We start from the raw sequence: 19,563 nt of genomic DNA on the forward strand, positions 1-19,563 counted from the left end.
CTATTTTAATTCATCTGGCATTAATGAATATATGCAATCATCATAAATGATATCTTTATAACCTTTTATCCCTTTTCTTAAAGTTCCTTCGTGAACAAATCCGAGTTTTTTAAGAAGGACTTGAGAAGCAGTGTTTCCACCAAAGTGACGAGCAACAATGATTTCAACATCAGTTTTAAATAAGACTTTTAAAAAATGATGTAAAGCTTCATACATATAGCCTTTTCTTGCAAAGGCTTCATCAAGATAATAGGATATTGTAATAGAAGATATTCCATGACGCAGATTATCAGGATGTGTTGATATTTCTCCAATAATTTGATGAGTATCTTTGAGTTCTAAAATGAACATATCTTTATTGTTGTTTTGAATTTCTTGGGTAAGAACTTCTGGTGTAGGTGTTTTCATAGCATTATACATTTGAACAAATTCACTACTGCGTATTTGACAAAGTGCTAAATTGTCTTCTGATTTGACAGGACGAATGATTAATCTTTCTGTTTCAATAGTATGCATAGAATATCTCCTTTGTTATTGATAGAATTGTATGATTTGATAAAGTTGTTGTGTTGATAATTGAAAACTGAATGATACAATAATGACACTTTTTTCTTTTTGAAAAATTAAAGTTGTTAAAGTGTCTTCATGATAACCATAAATAATGTTTTCTTTAACCTCTATACGTGTACATAAATATTGATCAGGGTGATCAATGAAATTTTTAAAAAGTTCTTTACTCTTTGTTGGGGAGTTTAATTGATATTCCTTTGTGAGGAGAATAGTCTCATCATTTGTCATTTCTAAAGCTGAATAATAATGTGGGACTGTGAAGCTTGAATGTTTTTTTGTTTGAATTGTGCTTTTTCCTGAAATGCCTAGCTTCTCTAAAGTGATGATAGGATGTTCTTTAAGTGTATAACTTCTGGCATTAAAAATATCTTCTACCAAACCACCAGCAAAACATGATAAAGAAATCATTGCACAAATAATATATATCAGACGCCATTTTTTTAGCCTAGAGAAAGACTGTCTAATATTTTTAAATAATTGATTGTAACTAGAAAAACCTATCATTTGTCTATAAAAAAGTGTCAATAAACCTAAAAAGATACCTATGTATACAAATGTGATTCCATATGTTAACCAACTATCAATTGTGGCTGTTTTCATGACAAGAAAAGATAGAAAACAGATTAAAAATAAGAAAAGCATTGAAAGAAATATTGTCTTTATTCGTTGTGATGAAATAATAGTTTCTAAATTATCATAATGACGTTCTTTTGTATCGCATTCTTTTTGACCTTTAAAAACATACATTCCTCTTTTAGAATAAATAGGTTGATAATCTCTTTCTATATAATAATTCAAGAAATGATTGCGATTTTCCATTTTTTCAAATCTTGATTTCCCTTCGCTTTTATAGAAATCGATTTTATAATAAACAGGTTGCTTCACTTTTTTGAAAAGCGATATAAAAGATAAATCCTGACATGAAAAACCTTCTTGACCAAGTTTATCTAAAGTTTTTTGAAATAATTCATATTCATAAGGCTGATAATTAATAATTTTAATTTTATACATAATGACTTTCCTTTCTGTGTTATTATAACAAACTTAATGACAGATGTCTAATTTGTCATATTATGTTAAGATTATCTTAAGAAAAGGTTAAAGAAATGTAAATTATTTGTTTTCAATCAGATATTTATATAGTATAATACGTTTGTAACTTTGTAGAAAAATGGCAAATACAAGGAGGTCATTTATGGATTTGACGTTAGCATTCTCGCTAATGGGTGGGTTAGGAATGTTCTTATATGGGATGAAATTAATGAGCGATTCCCTAGCAAATGTAGCGGGAGCCAAATTACGTAATATACTAGAAAAGATGACAAAGAATACTTTTATAGGTATGATTGTAGGAATGATTTTTACTGCTATTGTACAGTCATCTTCAGCAACAACTGTGCTCGTTGTGAGTTTTGTGAATGCTGGATTAATGAATTTGTATCAAGCGACTGGAATTATTATGGGGGCCAACATTGGAACCACAATTACAGGACAGTTAATCGCTTTTAATTTATCTGATATTGCTCCTTTGTTTGTTTTGGCTGGTGTAATCATGTTGATGTCATCTAAGAAGCCAAATATCCAAAAAATAGGTGAGGTCATTCTTGGTTTTGGTATTTTGTTTGTTGGATTGTCATCCATGTCAGCGGCTATGTCAACATTAAAGGATTCACCAGTAATAGTTAATGCTTTATCGACATTGACAAATCCATTGATTGCAATTTTCATTGGGTTTGCAATTACTGCTGTACTGCAATCATCTTCAGCTACTGTAGGAATAGTTATATTGTTAGCATCTCAAGGTCTTTTACAATTTAATATCTGTTTTTATATTATTTTAGGATGTAATATGGGATCGTGTGTATCTGCTTTGATTGCAAGTTTGGGTGGTAAGAAAAATGCCAAACGTGCTGCTTACATACATTTCTTATTCAATGTTTTTGGTTCATTAGCCATTGTCATTGTTTTACAGTTATTTATGTCTCAGATAGAATATGGAATTATGGCATTAACAAATTCGCAAAATTTAACTGGCGCTGCATTGAATGAGGCAATGGCTAGAAATGTTGCCAATGCACATACAATCTTTAAGGTTTTCCAAGTTATCATTTTATATCCATTTGCGAAATGGATTGTGAAAGCAACATATGTACTTGTTCCAGGTGATGATGAAAGCAAGGGATTCTCATTACAGTATATTAGTGAAAAAGTCGGTTTTTCAGCGACAACTGCTATCCCACAAGTTATTCATGAGGTTGAACGTATGGCTGAACTCTCAAGAAAGAATTTGAATTTAGCTGTTAATTCCTTATTGGATGTAGATACTTCGACTCAGGATGAGATTACAAAGAATGAAGAACATATCGATTATTTAAATCATGCCATTTTTGAATATTTAAATCATATTAATCAATCACCTTTACCTGAAGAAGATTCAAGAATGATTGGTCCTTTGTTCCACGTCATTGCTGATATTGAAAGAATTGGCGATCATGCAAGATCAATTGGTAACATTACCTTGACTTGTGAACGCAAGAAGTATCGTTTTACACATGAGCATAAGGTAGAAATTAGAGAACTATTAACTATGGTTAATTCTGAATTAGAATTAAGTTTAGAAATGTTCACTCAGAAATCTTTAGATCATTTAAATGAAATATTAAAATTAGAAGAATTAATTGATAGAAAAGAAGATAGATTACAAAAAGCTTATTTAACAGATATAAAAAGAAAAGAAACTGCACCACGAGAAGGAATGCTTTATTCTGATTTAGCAGCTGCTTTAGAAAGAGTTGGCGATCATGCGACAAACATTGCTTTCTCAATATTAAATGATGATAGTGAAGAAATTAACAGATTAATAGAAGAAGAACATGTTGATCCTTCTGATTATATTTTATAGGCCTATAATTGTAGGCTTTTTCAATGGACGAGGATTTGAAAATGATGTACAATATCAACATGAATAAAGGGGGAAAATGAAAATGAAGGGAAGATTTAGAAAGTTTTTATCATATTATAAGCCATATAAAAAGTTGTTTTTTACAGATATGTTCTGTGCTATGGTAGCGGCAGCTATTACTTTGGTTTTTCCAATGCTTACCCGTTATATTACAGGAGTTATATTGATTGAAAGTCCAATTGATTTAAAAATTATTTATCAATTGGGATTGATTATGGTTGTTTTGGTCATTATTGAATTCTTTTGTAATTTCTATGTAGCTTATCAAGGGCATGTTATGGGGACATATATGGAAAGAGATATCCGTAATGAATTGTTTGAGCATTATCAAAAATTATCTTTCAGTTTCTATGATGAACAAAAGACAGGACAATTAATGTCTCGTATCACAAATGATATCTTTTCACTGACTGAACTTTATCATCATGGTCCAGAAGATATTGTGATTTCATTAATTAAATTTGTTGGAGCTTTTGTTATTTTATCTACAATCAATTTACAATTAACGTTAATTGTATTTGCATTTATTCCTGTTATGGGTGGATTTGCATTATACTATAACAAAAAAATGAAAAAAGCATTTAAGAGAAATAAACAAAGAATTGGTGATATTAATGCTCGTATAGAAGATAATTTATCAGGTATTCGTGTTGTCAAAAGCTTTGCTAATGAGTCTAAGGAAATGGATAAATTTCAAGTTGAAAATACAAACTTTGTTAACAGTAAACGCAATAGTTATTTATATATGGCGAAATATCATTCTGGATTAGGTGTTTTTACGAGTTTGATTACAGTTGCAGTGATTTTCTTTGGAGCGCTGTTTATTAGTCAAGAATTGATTACAACACCAGATTTAATAGCTTTTGTCTTATATATTGCGAATTTAATTGAACCAGTAAAGAAATTAATTAATTTTACTGAACAGTTCCAAGAGGGGGCAACTGGATTTGAACGTTTTATGGAAATCTTAGAAATTCAACCAGATATTCAAGATCATAAAGATGCTGTTGAGTTAAAGGATGTTCAAGGTCATATTGAATTTCATGATGTTGGATTCAGATATAATGAAAAGAATGATTATGTTTTTCAACATATCAGCCTTGATGTGAAACCAGCTGATTATATTGCTTTGGTAGGTTCATCAGGAGTAGGAAAGACAACAATATGTTCTTTATTGCCTCGTTTCTATGAGGTGAGTGAAGGGGCTATTACGATAGATGGCAAAGATATCAGAGAAGTCAAACTAGCATCATTAAGAGAAAATATTGGAATTGTTCAACAAGATGTTTACTTGTTTGCTGGAACCATTATGGACAATATTCGTTATGGAAAATTCGGTGCAACTGATGAAGAGGTTATTGAAGCTGCTAAACAAGCCAATGCGCATGATTTTATTATGGAATTGCCTGAAGGATACGATACAGATTGTGGTCAAAGGGGAGTTAAATTATCAGGTGGACAAAAACAAAGATTGTCAATTGCTAGAGTTTTCTTAAAAAATCCACCGATATTAATTTTTGATGAAGCAACCAGTGCTTTAGATAATGAAAGTGAACATATTGTTCAAGAATCATTAGAATCATTAGCTAAAAATCGTACAACATTTGTTATTGCGCATCGTTTATCAACGATTAAAAATGCTAAAAGAATTTGTGTCTTAACTGAAAAAGGAATTGAAGAAGAGGGGACACATGAAGAATTGTTAGAACGTCAAGGTCAATATGCTTATTTATATAATATGCAGTTTAAAGATCAATAAATAAGAGTATTTGAAGAGGAAGTCAGGAAAAGAAAATTGTTTTAAGACTTTTTGAAGATAATTTTCCATACCTGTTATGACTTGATCTATGTTTGAATATTATGCATTATATTTTTGTGATAAGTGTCTTTTGTTATAAATGATAAAATGAAATTTATATAAAAAATCATATCACTTGGATATGATTTTTTTATTGATTTCCATAACACTGTGTTGGAATTAGTTCTTCTTCAATACGTAACAATTGATTGTATTTTGCAATACGTTCACTTCTTGACATGGAACCAGTTTTGATGTAACCAGCATTTGTAGCAACTGCGAGATCAGCAATAAATGTATCTTCAGTTTCTCCAGAACGATGAGAAACAATAACTTTGTATTGATGTTGTTTGGCTAATTCAATCGCATCTAACGTCTCTGTTAAAGTTCCTATTTGATTGACTTTAATTAAAATCGCATTCGCAATGTTTTCATCAATACCCATTTGTAAACGTTGTTTATTTGTGACAAATAAATCATCACCAACAAGCATAATAGATGATAAATGCTTTGTAAGAGCCATCCAACCTTCTTGATCGTCTTGATCTAAACCATCTTCAATTGAAATGATGGGATAATGACTGCATAAATTTTGATAATATGTTACCAATTCACTAGAAGTGTAATTTTTACCTTGCATATGATAAAAACCGTCATGATAGAATTCACTGGCCGCAACATCTAAAGCAATACAAATATCATCTTTAGCTTTATATCCAGCATTTTGAATGGCCTCAACAATTAATTTTAATGCTTCATCATTGTCTTCTAACATTGGTGCAAAGCCACCTTCATCACCAACAGAGGTATTTAAGCCTTTGTTTTTTAAAATCTTTTTGAGATGATGGAAAACAGTTGAACCCATTTCGATAGCCTGCTGGATACTATGAGCACCAACAGGAACAATCATAAACTCTTGGAAGTCTAATGGGTTATCAGCATGAGCGCCACCATTAATTATATTCATCATTGGAATTGGTAAAACATGAGCATTGCAACCACCAATATATTGATAAAGTGGCATATCATAATAATTACTTGCACAAGTTGCACAAGCTAAAGAAACCCCTAATATAGCATTCGCACCTAGCTTTGATTTGTTTTGAGTTCCATCTAATTTGATTAATTCTTCATCGATTAATCTCTGATTTGTGACATCATAACCTAGAAGATGATCTTGAATGAGATCATTCACATGATTAACAGCTTTAAAAACACTTTTTCCTAAATAACAATCTTTTTGTTCATCTCTTAATTCATGAGCTTCATAAATTCCTGTAGAAGCACCAGAGGGAACAATGGCTTTCCCTTTAGCACCACTTTCAGTATAAACTTCTACTTCAATTGTTGGGAAACCTCTTGAATCTAAAACTTGTCTAGCAAACATATTTGTAATATATGGCATATACTTTCACTCCTTTTTGAATAGGGTGGGCAAAATAAAAGAAATTATTCATTTTCATATGATAATCAAATTATCTTTTTTAAATCAGTGATTTGTATATTTTTTTGTGGTTATTCAATAATAGATGAATAAGAGATTGACAAAGAATATATTATTCAAATAAGAAAAGTTATGTTATAATAAATAAAGAAATGAGGGATAGTTATGATTGTTATCTATATTATTGGAGGACTTTTCGCTCTTATCTTAGCAGTATATTTTTTAGATAAAAGAGAAAAGATGACTCATGAAATTAAAGAAATTAAAGAATATCGTCATGATATTGAAGAAACAAATAGACAGTTAGATGAAGTCCAAGAACAATTGGATATGATGCACGAACCATTATCCAAATTAAATGATATTTCTAAGAAGATTTTAAGTCATATGAAGTAGGTGGTGGGCATGAAGAAGAGATTAAGTGATGAATATTTAAATGAAGTTAATGTACAATCATTAGAGCCGTATAATCATACTATCGTTTTAGAAGAATATAACGATTCTTGGCCAATTGTTTATAAGTATGAAGAAAAACGCTTGTTAACAATTCTTGGTGACAAAATAAAATGCATAGAGCATGTTGGGTCAACATCAGTACCAGGTTTGTGCGCTAAGCCTATTATTGATATTCTCATGGTTGTGGATGATTCTTCTAGCGAAGATGATTATATTCCAGAACTTTTAAGTGCAGGTTATTGGCTAAAAATTAGAGAGCCAGAATGGTTTGAACATCGCATGCTTAAGGGGCCAGATACTGATATTAATTTGCATGTTTTTAGTCAAGGAGCAAGTGAAATTGATAAGATGCTGCTGTTTAGAAATTGGCTGCGTGAAAATGATGCTGATAGAGAATTGTATGCTGATACAAAGCGTCAGTTGGCAAAGCAGATTTGGAAATATGTTCAAAACTATGCAGATGCTAAGAGTCAGGTTGTTTTAGAAATCATGGAACGAGCATCAACAAAATAATATAAACACTAACAGTAAAGAGTTTGCTCTTTGCTGTTAGTGTTTATGCATAATGGGATGATAAATACTGCCGTTTGTTATAGAAAATGTGAAAATTGCCCTTGTTATAGTTCGAGAGGCTAAAATCAAGGGTAATTATTGAAATTTTAAATCTTTAAAAACATATTATTTTAGTTACTAATTATCATAGGCTGCTATTTGGCTTCTAATATTTTTTTAATAACTTCTGATAATTGCTTAGGGTTTTCAACCATAATCATATGACAGGAATTGTGGATAAACACCAAATTTAGGTTGCTTAAGGTTTGGGGTGATAAATTTAAATCTTGAATTTTATTTGGATATTCAGGCATGCCTCTATCCCCATATATAGCGTAAATATTCTGTGGGATTTCATTAACTAAATTGGTATAATCAAAATCAACTTGAATTGATTCCAATAATTCATCAGTATAGAATCTTCGTTCTTTATTTAATATTTGTAGAATACTTACGCCATATTTTTCCATGTTTTTTTGTGTCATCAAATTTCTATAAAATTTATTAGCGGGCTTTAGATTTGTATCTAGATAAATTAATTTATCAACTTTCATTTTGTATTTTGTGATTAATTGCATTGCAATTATTCCTCCAAGACTATGACCTATAATAGCATCATAGTGATGCTGATTATAATTTTTATAGACCCATTCAGTTATATCATCAACTTTTTTTGCGGTTGAAGTTATTTCATGAGGATATTCAACATAATCTATTTCGAAATTTTTGAAGTAAGGGACTATATGATTCCATACATCTTTCGTACAATTAACACCATAAAGCATCATCAATCTCATGACTCATTTCCTCCTATGAATTCTCGTTTGCCATCATATAAAAAAGTTTAAAAAGTATTTAAACACAAACGATATTGATAGGGTAATTATATACCTGTTCAATAACATTGGCAATTGAAAGAGAAAGTTATTTTTTTGAGTAATGAAAGTTTTTATGTTGTTTTATGAATATGATCTTTATCATAAGCCTATTTGTTTAAACAGATAGGCTTATGCATTCATTTTGAGAAAATAGATGTTTTCTATATTAATGAACAGTCCTAAGTATTGTATTTTAAGAGATGGCATGATTAATTGCCTTTGTTTTTAATGTTGAAAATTAAAATTAAGTATTGACAATTGCAGACAATTCGTTATAATACAGTTAAATATAAAAACTCAATGAAAAAGAGAGTAGTTTAAGGAAGTATCAAGCGAGCTAACGTTGGTGTGAGGTTAGTATACTGATTTAGATGAACCGCACTTTGGAGAGCAATATCTGAATTGAGTAGGATAATGAGTCAGTCTGCTTTAAAGACAAGAGGGGATATATCTTTGATATATCAACAAGAGTGGTACCGCGGAATCTTTCGTCTCTTAGTTTAAAACTAAGAGGCGTTTTTTTATTAGGGAGGTTGAGTTTATGAGGATGAGTCTATTGCGGTAGGTGAAACTATTCATTTATCAAGGTAAACAAATAAGACAAGAAAGAAGAGGGAAGAACTATGAAAAAGATATTAAAAGTGATGTTAGTTATTATGATGGCAGTTATGGTGACTGCTTGTGGTGGTGGAGACAATACTGATAGTGGCGATAAAAAAGAAACAAAATTATTGATTGGGATTTCGCCTGATTATCCACCATATGAATCTTTAAATACAAAGAATGAAATGGAAGGTTTTGATATTGATATGACTAAAGAATTGGTAGATATCATGAATAAAAATGGTGGGAATTATTCTTATGAATTTAAACAAATGTCATTTGAGTCAATTCGTTCAAGTGTTGAAACAGATCAAGTTGATTTAGGAATTTCTGGATTTACGAAACATGATGAATGGGATGTTGAATGGTCACATAAATACAACGATTCAAAACAAGTTGCTTTAATTGCTGGTGATAGTAATATTAAGACAGCTGCTGATTTAGAAGGTAAAAAAGTAGGGGCTCAAGTAGGAGCAACTGGTGAAACTTGTGCTAAAGATATTAAAAATGCTGATGTAAAAGCAGTTACAGATGTAAAAGTATTGGTTGAAACTTTAAGAACTGGTGGAGTAGATGCAGTTATTTTAGATTATGCAGTGGCTAAGAACTATGTTGATAATTCAGGATTTAAAATGATTGATCAAGCTTTATTGGAAGAAGAAAACTTAATTATTTCTAAAAAAGGAAATACTGAATTAATGAATGCTGTTAATAAAGCATTAGATGAATTTGTTGGTTCAGATAAATATAATGAATTAAAAGAAAAATGGGGAGCATAGGAATATAGATGGATGTACTTACAAAGTTTTTAACTCAGGACAATTTAATATTTATGCTTCAAGGAGCAGGGTTGTCCTTGTTACTTGCGGCGATAGCTGTATGCTTAGGATTGATTTTAGGAACTTTAGGTGCTGCTGCAAAACTTTCTAAGTATAAAATATTACGTATTTTAGGAAATGTTTATGTTGAAGTTATCAGAGGAACACCAATGTTACTTCAAATCTTATTCTTTTATTTGGCTGTTCCATTGATTATTCAATCAATCACTGGAGAAAGGTTTAATGCTGATCCATTTATTTGTGGTTTAATTGCATTAAGTATCAATAGTGGTGCTTATTCAACAGAACTGATTAGAAGTGGGATTCAAGGTGTTGATAAAGGGCAGTGGGAAGCATGTGAGACAATTGGGATGAATTATATTCAGACTATGCGTCATGTCATTTTACCACAAGCTTTTAAAAGAATTGTTCCACCAATCGTTAGTGAATTTATTACGCTGATTAAGGATTCATCTTTAATCAGTTGTATTGGTGTTAGTGAATTGTTATTAAGAACACAAGTAATGGGAGCAAATTACTCTAATTATCTTGTTCCACTTGTGACTGCTGGATGTATGTATTTGGCTATGACATTAACAGTTTCATATTTTGCAAGAAGACTAGAAAGGAAGTTGGCTGCCAGTGATTAAAGTAGAAAATATGACAAAACAATTCAATAGTTTAAAAGCAGTTGATGACGTTTCTTTAGAAATTAAAAAAGGTGAGATTGTTTGTTTAATTGGACCATCTGGTTCAGGGAAAAGTACTGTTTTAAGATGTATTCATGGTTTAGAGAAGCCAGAAAAAGGGGCTGTTTACTTAAATGATCAATTATTAGACCCTAAAGAAGAACATTATCGTGAATTAAGAAATAAAATGGGATTTGTCTTTCAGCACTTCAATTTATTTCCCAATATGACAGTGTTAGAAAATTTAACTTTAGCACCAATTCAAGTTATGAAAAAATCAAAAGAAGAAGCGAAAGAGATTGCTTGCCAATATTTAAAAAGAGTTGGCTTATTGGATAAGAAAGACGAGTATCCAAACAAGTTATCAGGTGGACAAAAACAACGTGTAGCAATTGCGAGAAGTTTGTGTATGAATCCTGAGATTATGTTATTTGATGAACCTACAAGTGCTCTGGATCCAGAGATGGTTATTGAAGTTTTAGAAGTTATGCAGGAACTAGCAAAAGAAGGAATGACAATGGTTGTTGTTACACATGAAATGGGATTTGCTAGGACAGTTGCTGATCGTGTTATCTTCTTAGAAGATGGTAAGATTATTGAGGAAAATAGTTCAAAAGCATTCTTTTCTCAGCCCAAAACAGAAAGAGCCCAAGACTTCTTGAATAAGGTCATGCATTAATGAAAATTGCAGAGTTTGAAGTTGAAACTTGGATGACAGATCATGAAAATCATTGTCGATATAATTTGACAGAGACATGTGTGTCATCCTTGTCTTTAAATGACCTTCAAAAATATGTTCAAGAAGATATTTCTAAAACAATAATGTCAATGACCTTGGACTATGGTCCAATAGTTGGGTCATCTCGTCTTAAACAAGCTATTTTGTCTTTATATGAAACAGGTACTGTAGAGAATATTACCATCGCACATGGTGCAATCAATGCTAATGAGTTGGTTATGATATCATTGCTAGAACCGGGCGACCATATTGTCAGTCTATTTCCATCTTATCAACAAATGTACGACTTTCCTAAATCATTGGGCTGTGAAGTGTCTTTGATTCATTTATCTGAAGAAAAAAAATGGATGCCAACAATTGAAGATTTTAAACAATGTATGAGAAATAATACAAAGATGATTTGTTTAAATTCACCTAATAATCCAACGGGAACAACACTGCCATTATCATTTATGAAAGAACTTATCACTTTGGCTAAGGATTTTGATTGTTATATTTTGTGTGATGAAATTTATCGGGGTGTCAATACCATTACCCAAACTATGTCTCCTTCATTTAGTGATTATTATGAGAAAGCTATCGTGACACAGAGTCTATCAAAAGTCTTTTCATTTCCTGGGCTTCGCTTAGGTTGGATAAAAGGTTCTAAAGAGGTTGTTCACACAATTGATATGCGTAGAGATTATCATATTATTAGTAGTGGACCAATGGACGATTATCTTGCATGTCTTGTTCTTGAAAACAAAGAGCATATTATCAAGAGAAGTCTTTATATTTGTGATGAAAGTAAAAAAATATTAAAATCATGGTTAGAACAAGAGCATTTGGTGTCTTGTGTTATTCCTGATGAAGGAACAGTTTGTTTCTTGAAATATGAAGTTGATATGCCATCTATTGAATTCTGTGAAAAATTACAGGCAGAAACAGGTATATTCTTTGTTCCAGGAAGTGCGTTTGGAGTGGAAAATCATTTACGATTTGGATTGACTCATTTAAATGAGATTAAAGAAGGATTACCATTGTTTTCACAATGGTTAAGACAATTTGATAAATAGTTAAAGGAGGATGAAATAATCCTCCTTTATGCTTCTCTATAAACATATTTATAAACATGATAAATGGATAACACCAGAGTTGTAAATAGACCAATCAGCATAACCATAGCAACACTTAAAACATGATAGCGAGGAGTTAATATTAATAAGCAGACAAATTCAATAATGACTTCTAGAGTGCTCATCATGAACATTTCTTTATTCTTATTGAGAGCCTGAAGTGTTGCACTTAAGGGGGTCTGCAAATAAAAGAGGGTAAAAGGAATAGACATGTATTTTAGATAATCATAACCGTTGTTTGTGTTATACATAAACAGCAGGCACTTGTCGCCCCAAAAGTAAAATAACAAAGTAAATGGTAAACTGATAAGGAAGCAAACGATAACACCATAAATAACATGTTTCCGTAAGTCTCTTAGACGCCGGTATGCTATATCTTTATTTAAAATGGGAAGTAATAAACGTAAAACAACGTTGTTGAAGAATGTTGGAGTAACAAGCAATGATATAACATAGCCACTGATAATAGCATATTGCATATGAATATCTGATTCATTAATATTTAATTTGGTTAAAATTGCCACCAGAACAATTGGCTCAATAAAGTTATAGCATGTATGCAAAATGCGTGAGCCTGTTAAAGGTAGGGCGATATTCATCATGTCTTTGAGAATGAAATGATCTTTAAAGTATTCAATGGGGTGGTAGGTTACATTAACTTTGCGATGCATTTTGAAATATAAATAAATGATAGATGCAAGTTCACCAACGCTCATAGCGAGTATTGCAATAGAAACAAGATAAGTCATATCAAGGTTTACAAATGATTTAATCATAAAATAAGTGAAAATAATTCGAGCAACTTCTTCAAGTAATTGAGCAACTGATAAAGTCCAAACATCTTCTTTTCCTAAATAATAATTCTTAATAATTCCACTAATAGCAACCAAAGGAATAAAAGGCAGCATAGTTAAAAGTGGATAATAGGCTTGATCTTGTTTTAAAAAATCATGGGCTATAATTTGTGAAAAACATAAAATAGATAACATTATCAAAAGACAAGAGGCAAAACATATCAGAATTGCTGAGATTATGACTTTCTTATTGTTGTATTTTGGATGTGAAATTAATCGAAAGACAGCAGACGGAATGGAAAACTGGGCTAAGGTTATACACAAAGAAAGTGTCGGAATAACCAAAATGTATAATGCCATACCTTGTTCACTTAAAAGTCTCGATAAAAGCATTCTGTTAAACACTGAGAAGACCTTGGTTATGAGGGTACTGCCACTTAAGATAATAAATGAATTAATCAATTTTCTTTTCATAAAACACTTCCTTTATTGGTGATTTTCCTTTATAATAAATATGTTGAAAAATTGAGAAATATGTTAGGAAGTGCAGTAAATGGAAATCAATCTCAAGAATAACTTGCCATTAGATATTCTTTTTTTAATTCGAATCAAGGCTAATGAGTTCAAGACAGAGGGGGTTCATGATATCGATGCTAGTGATATTAAAGAATACCTTTATAAAATCAAATGGAAAAATGAAGAAACATTGGCTATGTGTGATGTGATTGATGATATTATGTCTCTTCGTTTTTCGGAGGTCTTTGATTATTTAAAAGTGAAAGTGATTAAAGAAGCGTCGTCTTTGAATTTAAATGATTTTAGTGAATTGATTGCGAAATAACTGTTAGTCAGTTATTTTTCTTTTTAAGGAGAATATATTATGGAATATAAAATTATAGAACCAAAAAAATATCAAGATATTCAAAATCAATATCAAGTCAATTCCTTATTGGCCAAAGTTATTGATATTCATGAATATGATCAAGAGACTTTACAAACACTATTAAGTCCTAGACTCATCTATCATGATTTTTCTTTGTTTGAAGAAGCTGATATGACATTAGAAAGAATTCATGAGGCTATTGAGAATGAAGAAAAAATATGCATTTATGGTGATTATGATTGTGATGGAATCTTAGCAACAACGATTCTTGTCCAGGCGTTTGCAGAATTAGGAGTACAGGTAGGTTATCATATTCCTAATCGTTTTGATGATGGCTATGGATTAAATGCTGCTAGAGTGAAGCAAATGGCTCAAAGAGGATATTCTTTAATCATTACAGTTGATAATGGTGTGAAAGCTTTTGATGCTGTAGAGTGTGCAAATGAGTTAGGTGTTGATGTCATTATTACAGATCATCATCAATTTGATAATGATTTGCCTGACGCTATGTCTTTTATTCATACCAAACTTTCACCAGAATATCCTTTTAAAGAAATATCAGGTGGGTTTGTTGCTTATAAATTGGCGAGTGCATTATTAGAGAAACAAGATAAATATTTATATTGTTTGGCAGCTATTACAACGATTTCTGATATGATGCCTTTATTAGATGAGAACCGTTCTCTTGTTAAAAAAGCATTGACTTTTATGAAGAGTGAAAAATATCCATCTTTAGAATTATTATTAGGAGATCAGCAAAGCTATACGACAACAACAATAGGTTTTACAATTGCTCCTAAAATCAATTCATTTGGAAGATTGCCAGAATTATGCAATCCGAATATTCTGGTTAAATATTTCTTAAAGGATGCACCAAGAGATTTAATGATGAAAGTTGCTCAAATGGCGACACAAATTAATTCAAAAAGACAGGCTTTAACAAATGAACAATATACTTTGGCAAGTGAAAAAATGAATGATGAATTTTTATATTGGGCTAGCGAAGATGTTCATGAGGGGCTGGTTGGATTAATTGCTGGTAAATATACTCGTCAATATGAAAGACCAAGTTTTGTTATGCATTATGATAAACAACTTGGTATATATAAAGGCAGTGCGAGAAGTGTTGATGGATTTTCTTTGCATGAATTTTTCACTGCTCATAGTGAGCAATTTGTGGCTTTTGGAGGGCATTCTTTAGCTGGTGGATTTAGTATTGATGAAGACCATTTTGAATCTTTTTATCATTGTATAGAAGAGAATTTAAAGGATGTTGAACTTCATGCAACGACCAATGCTTTATTGATTGATGAAAATGATTTAAGTATTGAAAATATAGAATCTTTGGCTATGTTGGAACCTTTTGGGATGGGAAATGAAGAGCCTTTATATCTTTTGAAAGATGTTCCTGTCATGAAATTTTATCAGTTAAGTGGAGGAAAACATTTAAAAATGGATATTGATTTTCCTCGTACAAAGATGACTGCATTGTATTTTCAACAAGGACAGTTATTTGATGAATTAAAGGATAAAAAATATATAAGTATTGTTGGCACTTTAAGTGTAAATGAATTTAGAAATCAAAAGAGTATAAATTTTATTATAAAAGATATTGTATAGATTCTTTATTATTATGATGAATTTTGGTATAATAAAGAAACAAGGAGGGCTTTTTAGCTATGGATTTAAAGAAATATATAGCAGATATACCTGATTTTCCTGAACCAGGTGTTCTGTTTAGAGATGTCACACCTTTACTTGCTGATAAAGATGCTTATCAAGAGTCTGTTCGTTTGTTAGCTGAATTTGGTAAGGATAAAAACGTAGATGTTATTGCTGGACCAGAAGCACGTGGGTTTTTATTTGGATGTCCTGTTGCTTTAGAATTGGGATGTGGATTTGTTCCAGTAAGAAAACCTGGGAAATTACCAAGAGAAATTTTGTCTAAGACTTATGAATTAGAATATGGTCATAATGAAATTCAAATGCACAGTGATAGTATTAAGCCAGGGCAAAATGTTTTGATTGTTGATGATTTATTAGCAACAGGAGGGACTGTTGAAGCTGCTGTGTCTTTAATTGAACAAATGGGTGGAAATGTCGTAGGAATTGCTTTCTTGATTGAATTAGAAGCATTAAAAGGAAGAGACCTTTTAAAAGGATATGATATTTATTCTGTCTTAAAGTATTAAAAAGAGACATTGTCTCTTTTTTCATAAATGAAAGGAGGAAGAATGATGGAATATAAAGGAGCACATGATCAAGTCATATTTCAGGATGTTTTAGATGTTTGTTCAACTTATATTACAAAACCGGAAAGTATTGATCTTATTAAAAAGGCTTATGATTTCATTATGGTTAAACATGAGGGACAAAAACGAAAAAGTGGGGAACCATATACAATTCATTTGATCTGGGTTGCATACATTCTTTCGACTTTAGAAACAGGACCAATTACGATTGCTGCTGGTTTGTTACATGATGTTATGGAAGATTGTGATGTGTCTCATGAAGAGATGGTAGAGCGTTTTGGTGAAGAAATTACAACACTTGTTGAGGGTGTTACAAAGATTAATAAAATGCCATTCAAAGATGAAGCAGATGTTTATGCAGAGAATCATCGTAAAATCTATATTGCAATGGCAAAAGATATTCGTGTTATCTTGATTAAATTGGCAGATCGTCTGCATAATATGCGTACTCTAGAATATATGCGTCCTGATAAACAGCAGCGTATTTCAAGAGAAACGCTGGAAGTCTATGCACCAATAGCTCATCGTTTAGGAATTAACGATATTCGTATTGAGTTAGAAGATTTATGTTTGTATTATTTAGATCCAAAAGCATATAAAGAAATTTCTGATTTACTTGAAGAAAAGCGTAGCGAACGGAGAGAATCAGTTGATAAAATGATGCAATCTGTCAAACAATTATTAGATGAAAATCATATTGATTATCGCATGAAAGGTCGTGCTAAACATATTTATAGTATTTATAAGAAAATGGTTATCAAGCATAAACGATTTGATGAATTATATGATTTAAATGCTTTACGCATTATTTTAAAAGATAAAATGAAATGTTATGAAGTCTTAGGTATTGTACATGATCATTATCGTCCATTGCCAGGGCGTTTTAAAGACTATATTGCAATGCCTAAACCAAATATGTATCAGTCACTTCATACAGCTATTATTGGTGAAGGTGGACATATTTTTGAAATTCAAATTCGAACTGAAGAAATGGATGAACTGGCAGAACGTGGAGTGGCATCACATTGGCGTTATAAAGAAAATAAAGGTTACTCTTCTAAACAAGAACAAAAAGAAATTGGGGAGAAGTTGCAATGGCTTGGTGATTTTATTACATTAAGTGATGAAATTAAAGATGGTGATGCAAAAGAATTCTATGATTCTTTAAGACGTGATATCTTTGAAGCCAATGTTTATGTGATGACACCACAAGGAAAGATTGTTGAACTTCCAAATGGGGCTACACCTATTGATTTTGCTTATCGTATTCACACAGAAGTTGGTCATCATGCAGTTGGAGCCATTGTTAATAATGTTATGGTCCCAATTAATACTAAATTGAAGACTGGAGATATTTGTGAAATTAAGACAAATAAAAACTCTGGTCCTAGTGAAGACTGGCTGAAATTTGTTCAAACTGCAGGTGCCAGAAATAAAATACGTCAATATATTTCTAAACAAGATAGTGAAACGCATAAAGAAACAATTGAAGAGGGTAAGAAACTATTAAGAGAAGAAATTAAAAAACGTGAATTAGATGAAAAGAAGTATATGGATCCGGATACTTACAAGGCTTATTATGGTTCGTTTGGTGCAAATAACTTTGAAGATTTAATGCTTGTGATTGGAAAAAAACAAGCAACAGCTTCAACATTACTTGATAAAGTTATCCCAAATCATACAGGTTTCTTTGATAATCTATCAAAAATGCTGAAAAAAAATAATAATGCTATTAAAAATCAGAAACGTTCAAATAGTAGCAGTTTAGGAATTAGTGTTAATGGTGTTGATGGATTAAAAGTACAATTATCTAAATGCTGTAATCCAATTCCAGGTGATCCAATTATTGGATATGTTTCTAAAGGACAGGGGATTAAGGTTCATAGAGCTGATTGTCCCAATTTGAATGGAGCAGAAAAAGGCCGATTGATTGATGTTTATTGGGATTATACAAATATTACAGAAAAACGTTTTGAAGTTGATATTGAATTAGTAGGATTAGATCGTCCTAATTTATTAAATGATATTATTACAGTCTTAGGGCAGGTAAAAGTGAATATTCTTAATATTAATGCTGGTATTCATGATATGGATGCCAATATACAGTTGAGATTATCAGTTGAAAATGCTGAAGTTTTACAACTCACAATTGATAATTTAAATAAGATTCAGGGAATCTATGAGATTAAAAGAGTTATACATTAATGATAAAGAATCATATATTTGGGAAAACTATTTTCAAATATATGATTTTTTGTATATGTATGAATAATTTCTCATATACTGAAAAGTATGTTATATTATAAAGAGTAGGAGGATTTTATATGAAACAATATACATATATGATGTTAAAGCCAGATGCTTTTGTTGATGGTAAAAAAGAAAAAGTTATTCAGGAATTAGAAAAATATGGATTGCATGTTGAGTCATCATGTTTATTAGAAGTTGATATGGAAGTTATGAAAATATTATTGGATCATTATCAACAAGTGATAGATGAAAAGGGTGCAGAGATTGATTTTACTGGTAAACTCTTTTATACATTTTATTACAATGGACCTAAATATATTATGCCTATGAAAATTTCATATGAAGGTGATGAGGATATTATTACATATTCTCGTCGACTGGTAGGAAAGACGAATCCTGTACAGGCTGATCCAGACTCGATTAGAGGGCATTTTAGTCAGGATAGTTATGTGAAAGCTGATCAGGAACATAGGCTTGTTAATAATATTATTCATGCCTCTGATTCACATGAATCTGCCAATAGGGAATTGCATATTTGGGAAAAATTTTTAAACTTATAATAGCCATCTTTTATTTTCAAAATATGAAAGTGAAAGGGCTTTCAATTTTGATGGAAATATGTTAAGATATAAATGAAGAAAAGGAAAGAACATGAAAGGAGGTCACAGAGATGCTGGAGAGTAGAAGAATAAAAACTTTATATTTGGGACCTGTATTCATGGTTAATCTAAATCTACCAAAAGATTATAGATTAATAAGA

The 19,563-nt window shown here is 31.1% G+C and carries 18 protein-coding genes and 1 other annotated feature; of the genes, 13 read left to right on the forward strand and 5 right to left on the reverse strand.

Annotated elements, in window-relative coordinates; translation table 11 throughout:
- The gene (locus tag GQF29_RS15895) at nucleotides 1-516 is read right to left on the reverse strand and encodes a GNAT family N-acetyltransferase (RefSeq protein WP_008789844.1); all 516 of its coding nucleotides are present in this window, start codon (nucleotides 514-516) and stop codon (nucleotides 1-3) included.
- Nucleotides 517-531: 15 nt separating this feature from the next.
- Complete coding sequence (locus tag GQF29_RS15900) at nucleotides 532-1,581, reverse strand: hypothetical protein (protein ID WP_008789843.1); 1,050 nt, start codon at nucleotides 1,579-1,581, stop codon at nucleotides 532-534.
- Between the two features lie 184 nt (nucleotides 1,582-1,765).
- Here GQF29_RS15900 and GQF29_RS15905 point away from each other — a divergent pair, with 184 nt between their 5' ends.
- Both GQF29_RS15905 and GQF29_RS15910 read left to right on the forward strand, forming a co-directional pair.
- Complete coding sequence (locus tag GQF29_RS15905) at nucleotides 1,766-3,472, forward strand: Na/Pi cotransporter family protein (protein WP_008789842.1); 1,707 nt, start codon at nucleotides 1,766-1,768, stop codon at nucleotides 3,470-3,472.
- Nucleotides 3,473-3,554: 82 nt separating this feature from the next.
- Entirely contained in the window at nucleotides 3,555-5,291 is a 1,737-nt protein-coding gene (locus GQF29_RS15910; RefSeq protein ID WP_017143762.1) for an ABC transporter ATP-binding protein, read from the forward strand.
- Nucleotides 5,292-5,481: 190 nt separating this feature from the next.
- Here GQF29_RS15910 and eno read toward each other — a convergent pair whose 3' ends face one another.
- Nucleotides 5,482-6,735 carry a phosphopyruvate hydratase gene (gene eno, locus GQF29_RS15915; RefSeq protein ID WP_008789840.1) on the reverse strand — a complete coding sequence of 418 codons (1,254 nt, stop codon included), beginning with the start codon at nucleotides 6,733-6,735 and terminating at the stop codon, nucleotides 5,482-5,484.
- Nucleotides 6,736-6,939: 204 nt separating this feature from the next.
- Here eno and GQF29_RS15920 point away from each other — a divergent pair, with 204 nt between their 5' ends.
- A complete protein-coding gene (locus tag GQF29_RS15920) occupies nucleotides 6,940-7,170 on the forward strand; it encodes a hypothetical protein (RefSeq protein ID WP_008789839.1) in 231 nt (76 codons plus the stop codon).
- 9 nt (nucleotides 7,171-7,179) lie between these two features.
- On the forward strand, nucleotides 7,180-7,743 hold the full coding sequence (locus GQF29_RS15925; protein WP_017143761.1) for a GrpB family protein: 564 nt from the start codon (nucleotides 7,180-7,182) through the stop codon (nucleotides 7,741-7,743).
- 194 nt (nucleotides 7,744-7,937) lie between these two features.
- Here the strand turns inward: GQF29_RS15925 and GQF29_RS15930 are convergent, their stop codons facing one another.
- Nucleotides 7,938-8,579 carry an alpha/beta hydrolase gene (locus tag GQF29_RS15930; RefSeq protein WP_008789837.1) on the reverse strand — a complete coding sequence of 214 codons (642 nt, stop codon included), beginning with the start codon at nucleotides 8,577-8,579 and terminating at the stop codon, nucleotides 7,938-7,940.
- A gap of 372 nt (nucleotides 8,580-8,951) precedes the next feature.
- Nucleotides 8,952-9,159 (forward strand) — a binding site (T-box leader).
- A 124-nt stretch (nucleotides 9,160-9,283) separates the two neighbouring features.
- Here GQF29_RS15930 and GQF29_RS15935 point away from each other — a divergent pair.
- The 4 genes from GQF29_RS15935 to GQF29_RS15950 are packed head-to-tail and all read left to right on the forward strand — an operon-like array spanning nucleotide 9,284 to nucleotide 12,564.
- Nucleotides 9,284-10,042, forward strand: coding sequence for a transporter substrate-binding domain-containing protein (locus GQF29_RS15935; protein ID WP_008789836.1), 759 nt, complete (start codon nucleotides 9,284-9,286; stop codon nucleotides 10,040-10,042).
- Nucleotides 10,043-10,050: 8 nt separating this feature from the next.
- Complete coding sequence (locus GQF29_RS15940) at nucleotides 10,051-10,731, forward strand: amino acid ABC transporter permease (protein ID WP_008789835.1); 681 nt, start codon at nucleotides 10,051-10,053, stop codon at nucleotides 10,729-10,731.
- Nucleotides 10,724-11,449 (forward strand): amino acid ABC transporter ATP-binding protein, encoded by a 726-nt coding sequence (locus tag GQF29_RS15945; RefSeq protein ID WP_008789834.1) that lies wholly within the window; start codon nucleotides 10,724-10,726, stop codon nucleotides 11,447-11,449. The genes GQF29_RS15940 and GQF29_RS15945 overlap by 8 nt, the downstream gene beginning before the upstream one ends.
- Nucleotides 11,449-12,564 (forward strand): aminotransferase class I/II-fold pyridoxal phosphate-dependent enzyme, encoded by a 1,116-nt coding sequence (locus tag GQF29_RS15950; protein WP_008789833.1) that lies wholly within the window; start codon nucleotides 11,449-11,451, stop codon nucleotides 12,562-12,564. The genes GQF29_RS15945 and GQF29_RS15950 overlap by 1 nt, the downstream gene beginning before the upstream one ends.
- A 26-nt stretch (nucleotides 12,565-12,590) precedes the next feature.
- Here GQF29_RS15950 and GQF29_RS15955 read toward each other — a convergent pair whose 3' ends face one another.
- Complete coding sequence (locus GQF29_RS15955; RefSeq protein WP_008789832.1) at nucleotides 12,591-13,892, reverse strand: oligosaccharide flippase family protein; 1,302 nt, start codon at nucleotides 13,890-13,892, stop codon at nucleotides 12,591-12,593.
- Nucleotides 13,893-13,971: 79 nt separating this feature from the next.
- On the opposite strand from GQF29_RS15955, the gene GQF29_RS15960 reads away from it, so the two are divergent.
- From GQF29_RS15960 to GQF29_RS15980, 5 genes are all read left to right on the forward strand, one after another.
- Nucleotides 13,972-14,259: a post-transcriptional regulator gene (locus GQF29_RS15960; protein ID WP_008789831.1), complete on the forward strand. Its 288-nt coding sequence runs from the start codon at nucleotides 13,972-13,974 to the stop codon at nucleotides 14,257-14,259.
- A gap of 39 nt (nucleotides 14,260-14,298) precedes the next feature.
- Entirely contained in the window at nucleotides 14,299-15,921 is a 1,623-nt protein-coding gene (recJ, locus tag GQF29_RS15965) for a single-stranded-DNA-specific exonuclease RecJ (protein WP_008789830.1), read from the forward strand.
- Nucleotides 15,922-15,980: 59 nt separating this feature from the next.
- The gene (locus tag GQF29_RS15970) at nucleotides 15,981-16,493 is read left to right on the forward strand and encodes an adenine phosphoribosyltransferase (protein WP_008789829.1); all 513 of its coding nucleotides are present in this window, start codon (nucleotides 15,981-15,983) and stop codon (nucleotides 16,491-16,493) included.
- Nucleotides 16,494-16,535: 42 nt separating this feature from the next.
- Nucleotides 16,536-18,758, forward strand: coding sequence for a RelA/SpoT family protein (locus GQF29_RS15975; protein ID WP_008789828.1), 2,223 nt, complete (start codon nucleotides 16,536-16,538; stop codon nucleotides 18,756-18,758).
- A gap of 119 nt (nucleotides 18,759-18,877) precedes the next feature.
- Nucleotides 18,878-19,363, forward strand: a complete 486-nt coding sequence (locus GQF29_RS15980) for a nucleoside-diphosphate kinase (RefSeq protein ID WP_008789827.1) — start codon at nucleotides 18,878-18,880, stop codon at nucleotides 19,361-19,363.
- The last annotated feature ends 200 nt before the right edge of the window (nucleotides 19,364-19,563 follow it).

The sequence above is a fragment of the Coprobacillus cateniformis genome, from assembly GCF_009767585.1.
Taxonomy (GTDB): domain Bacteria; phylum Bacillota_I; class Bacilli_A; order Erysipelotrichales; family Coprobacillaceae; genus Coprobacillus; species Coprobacillus cateniformis.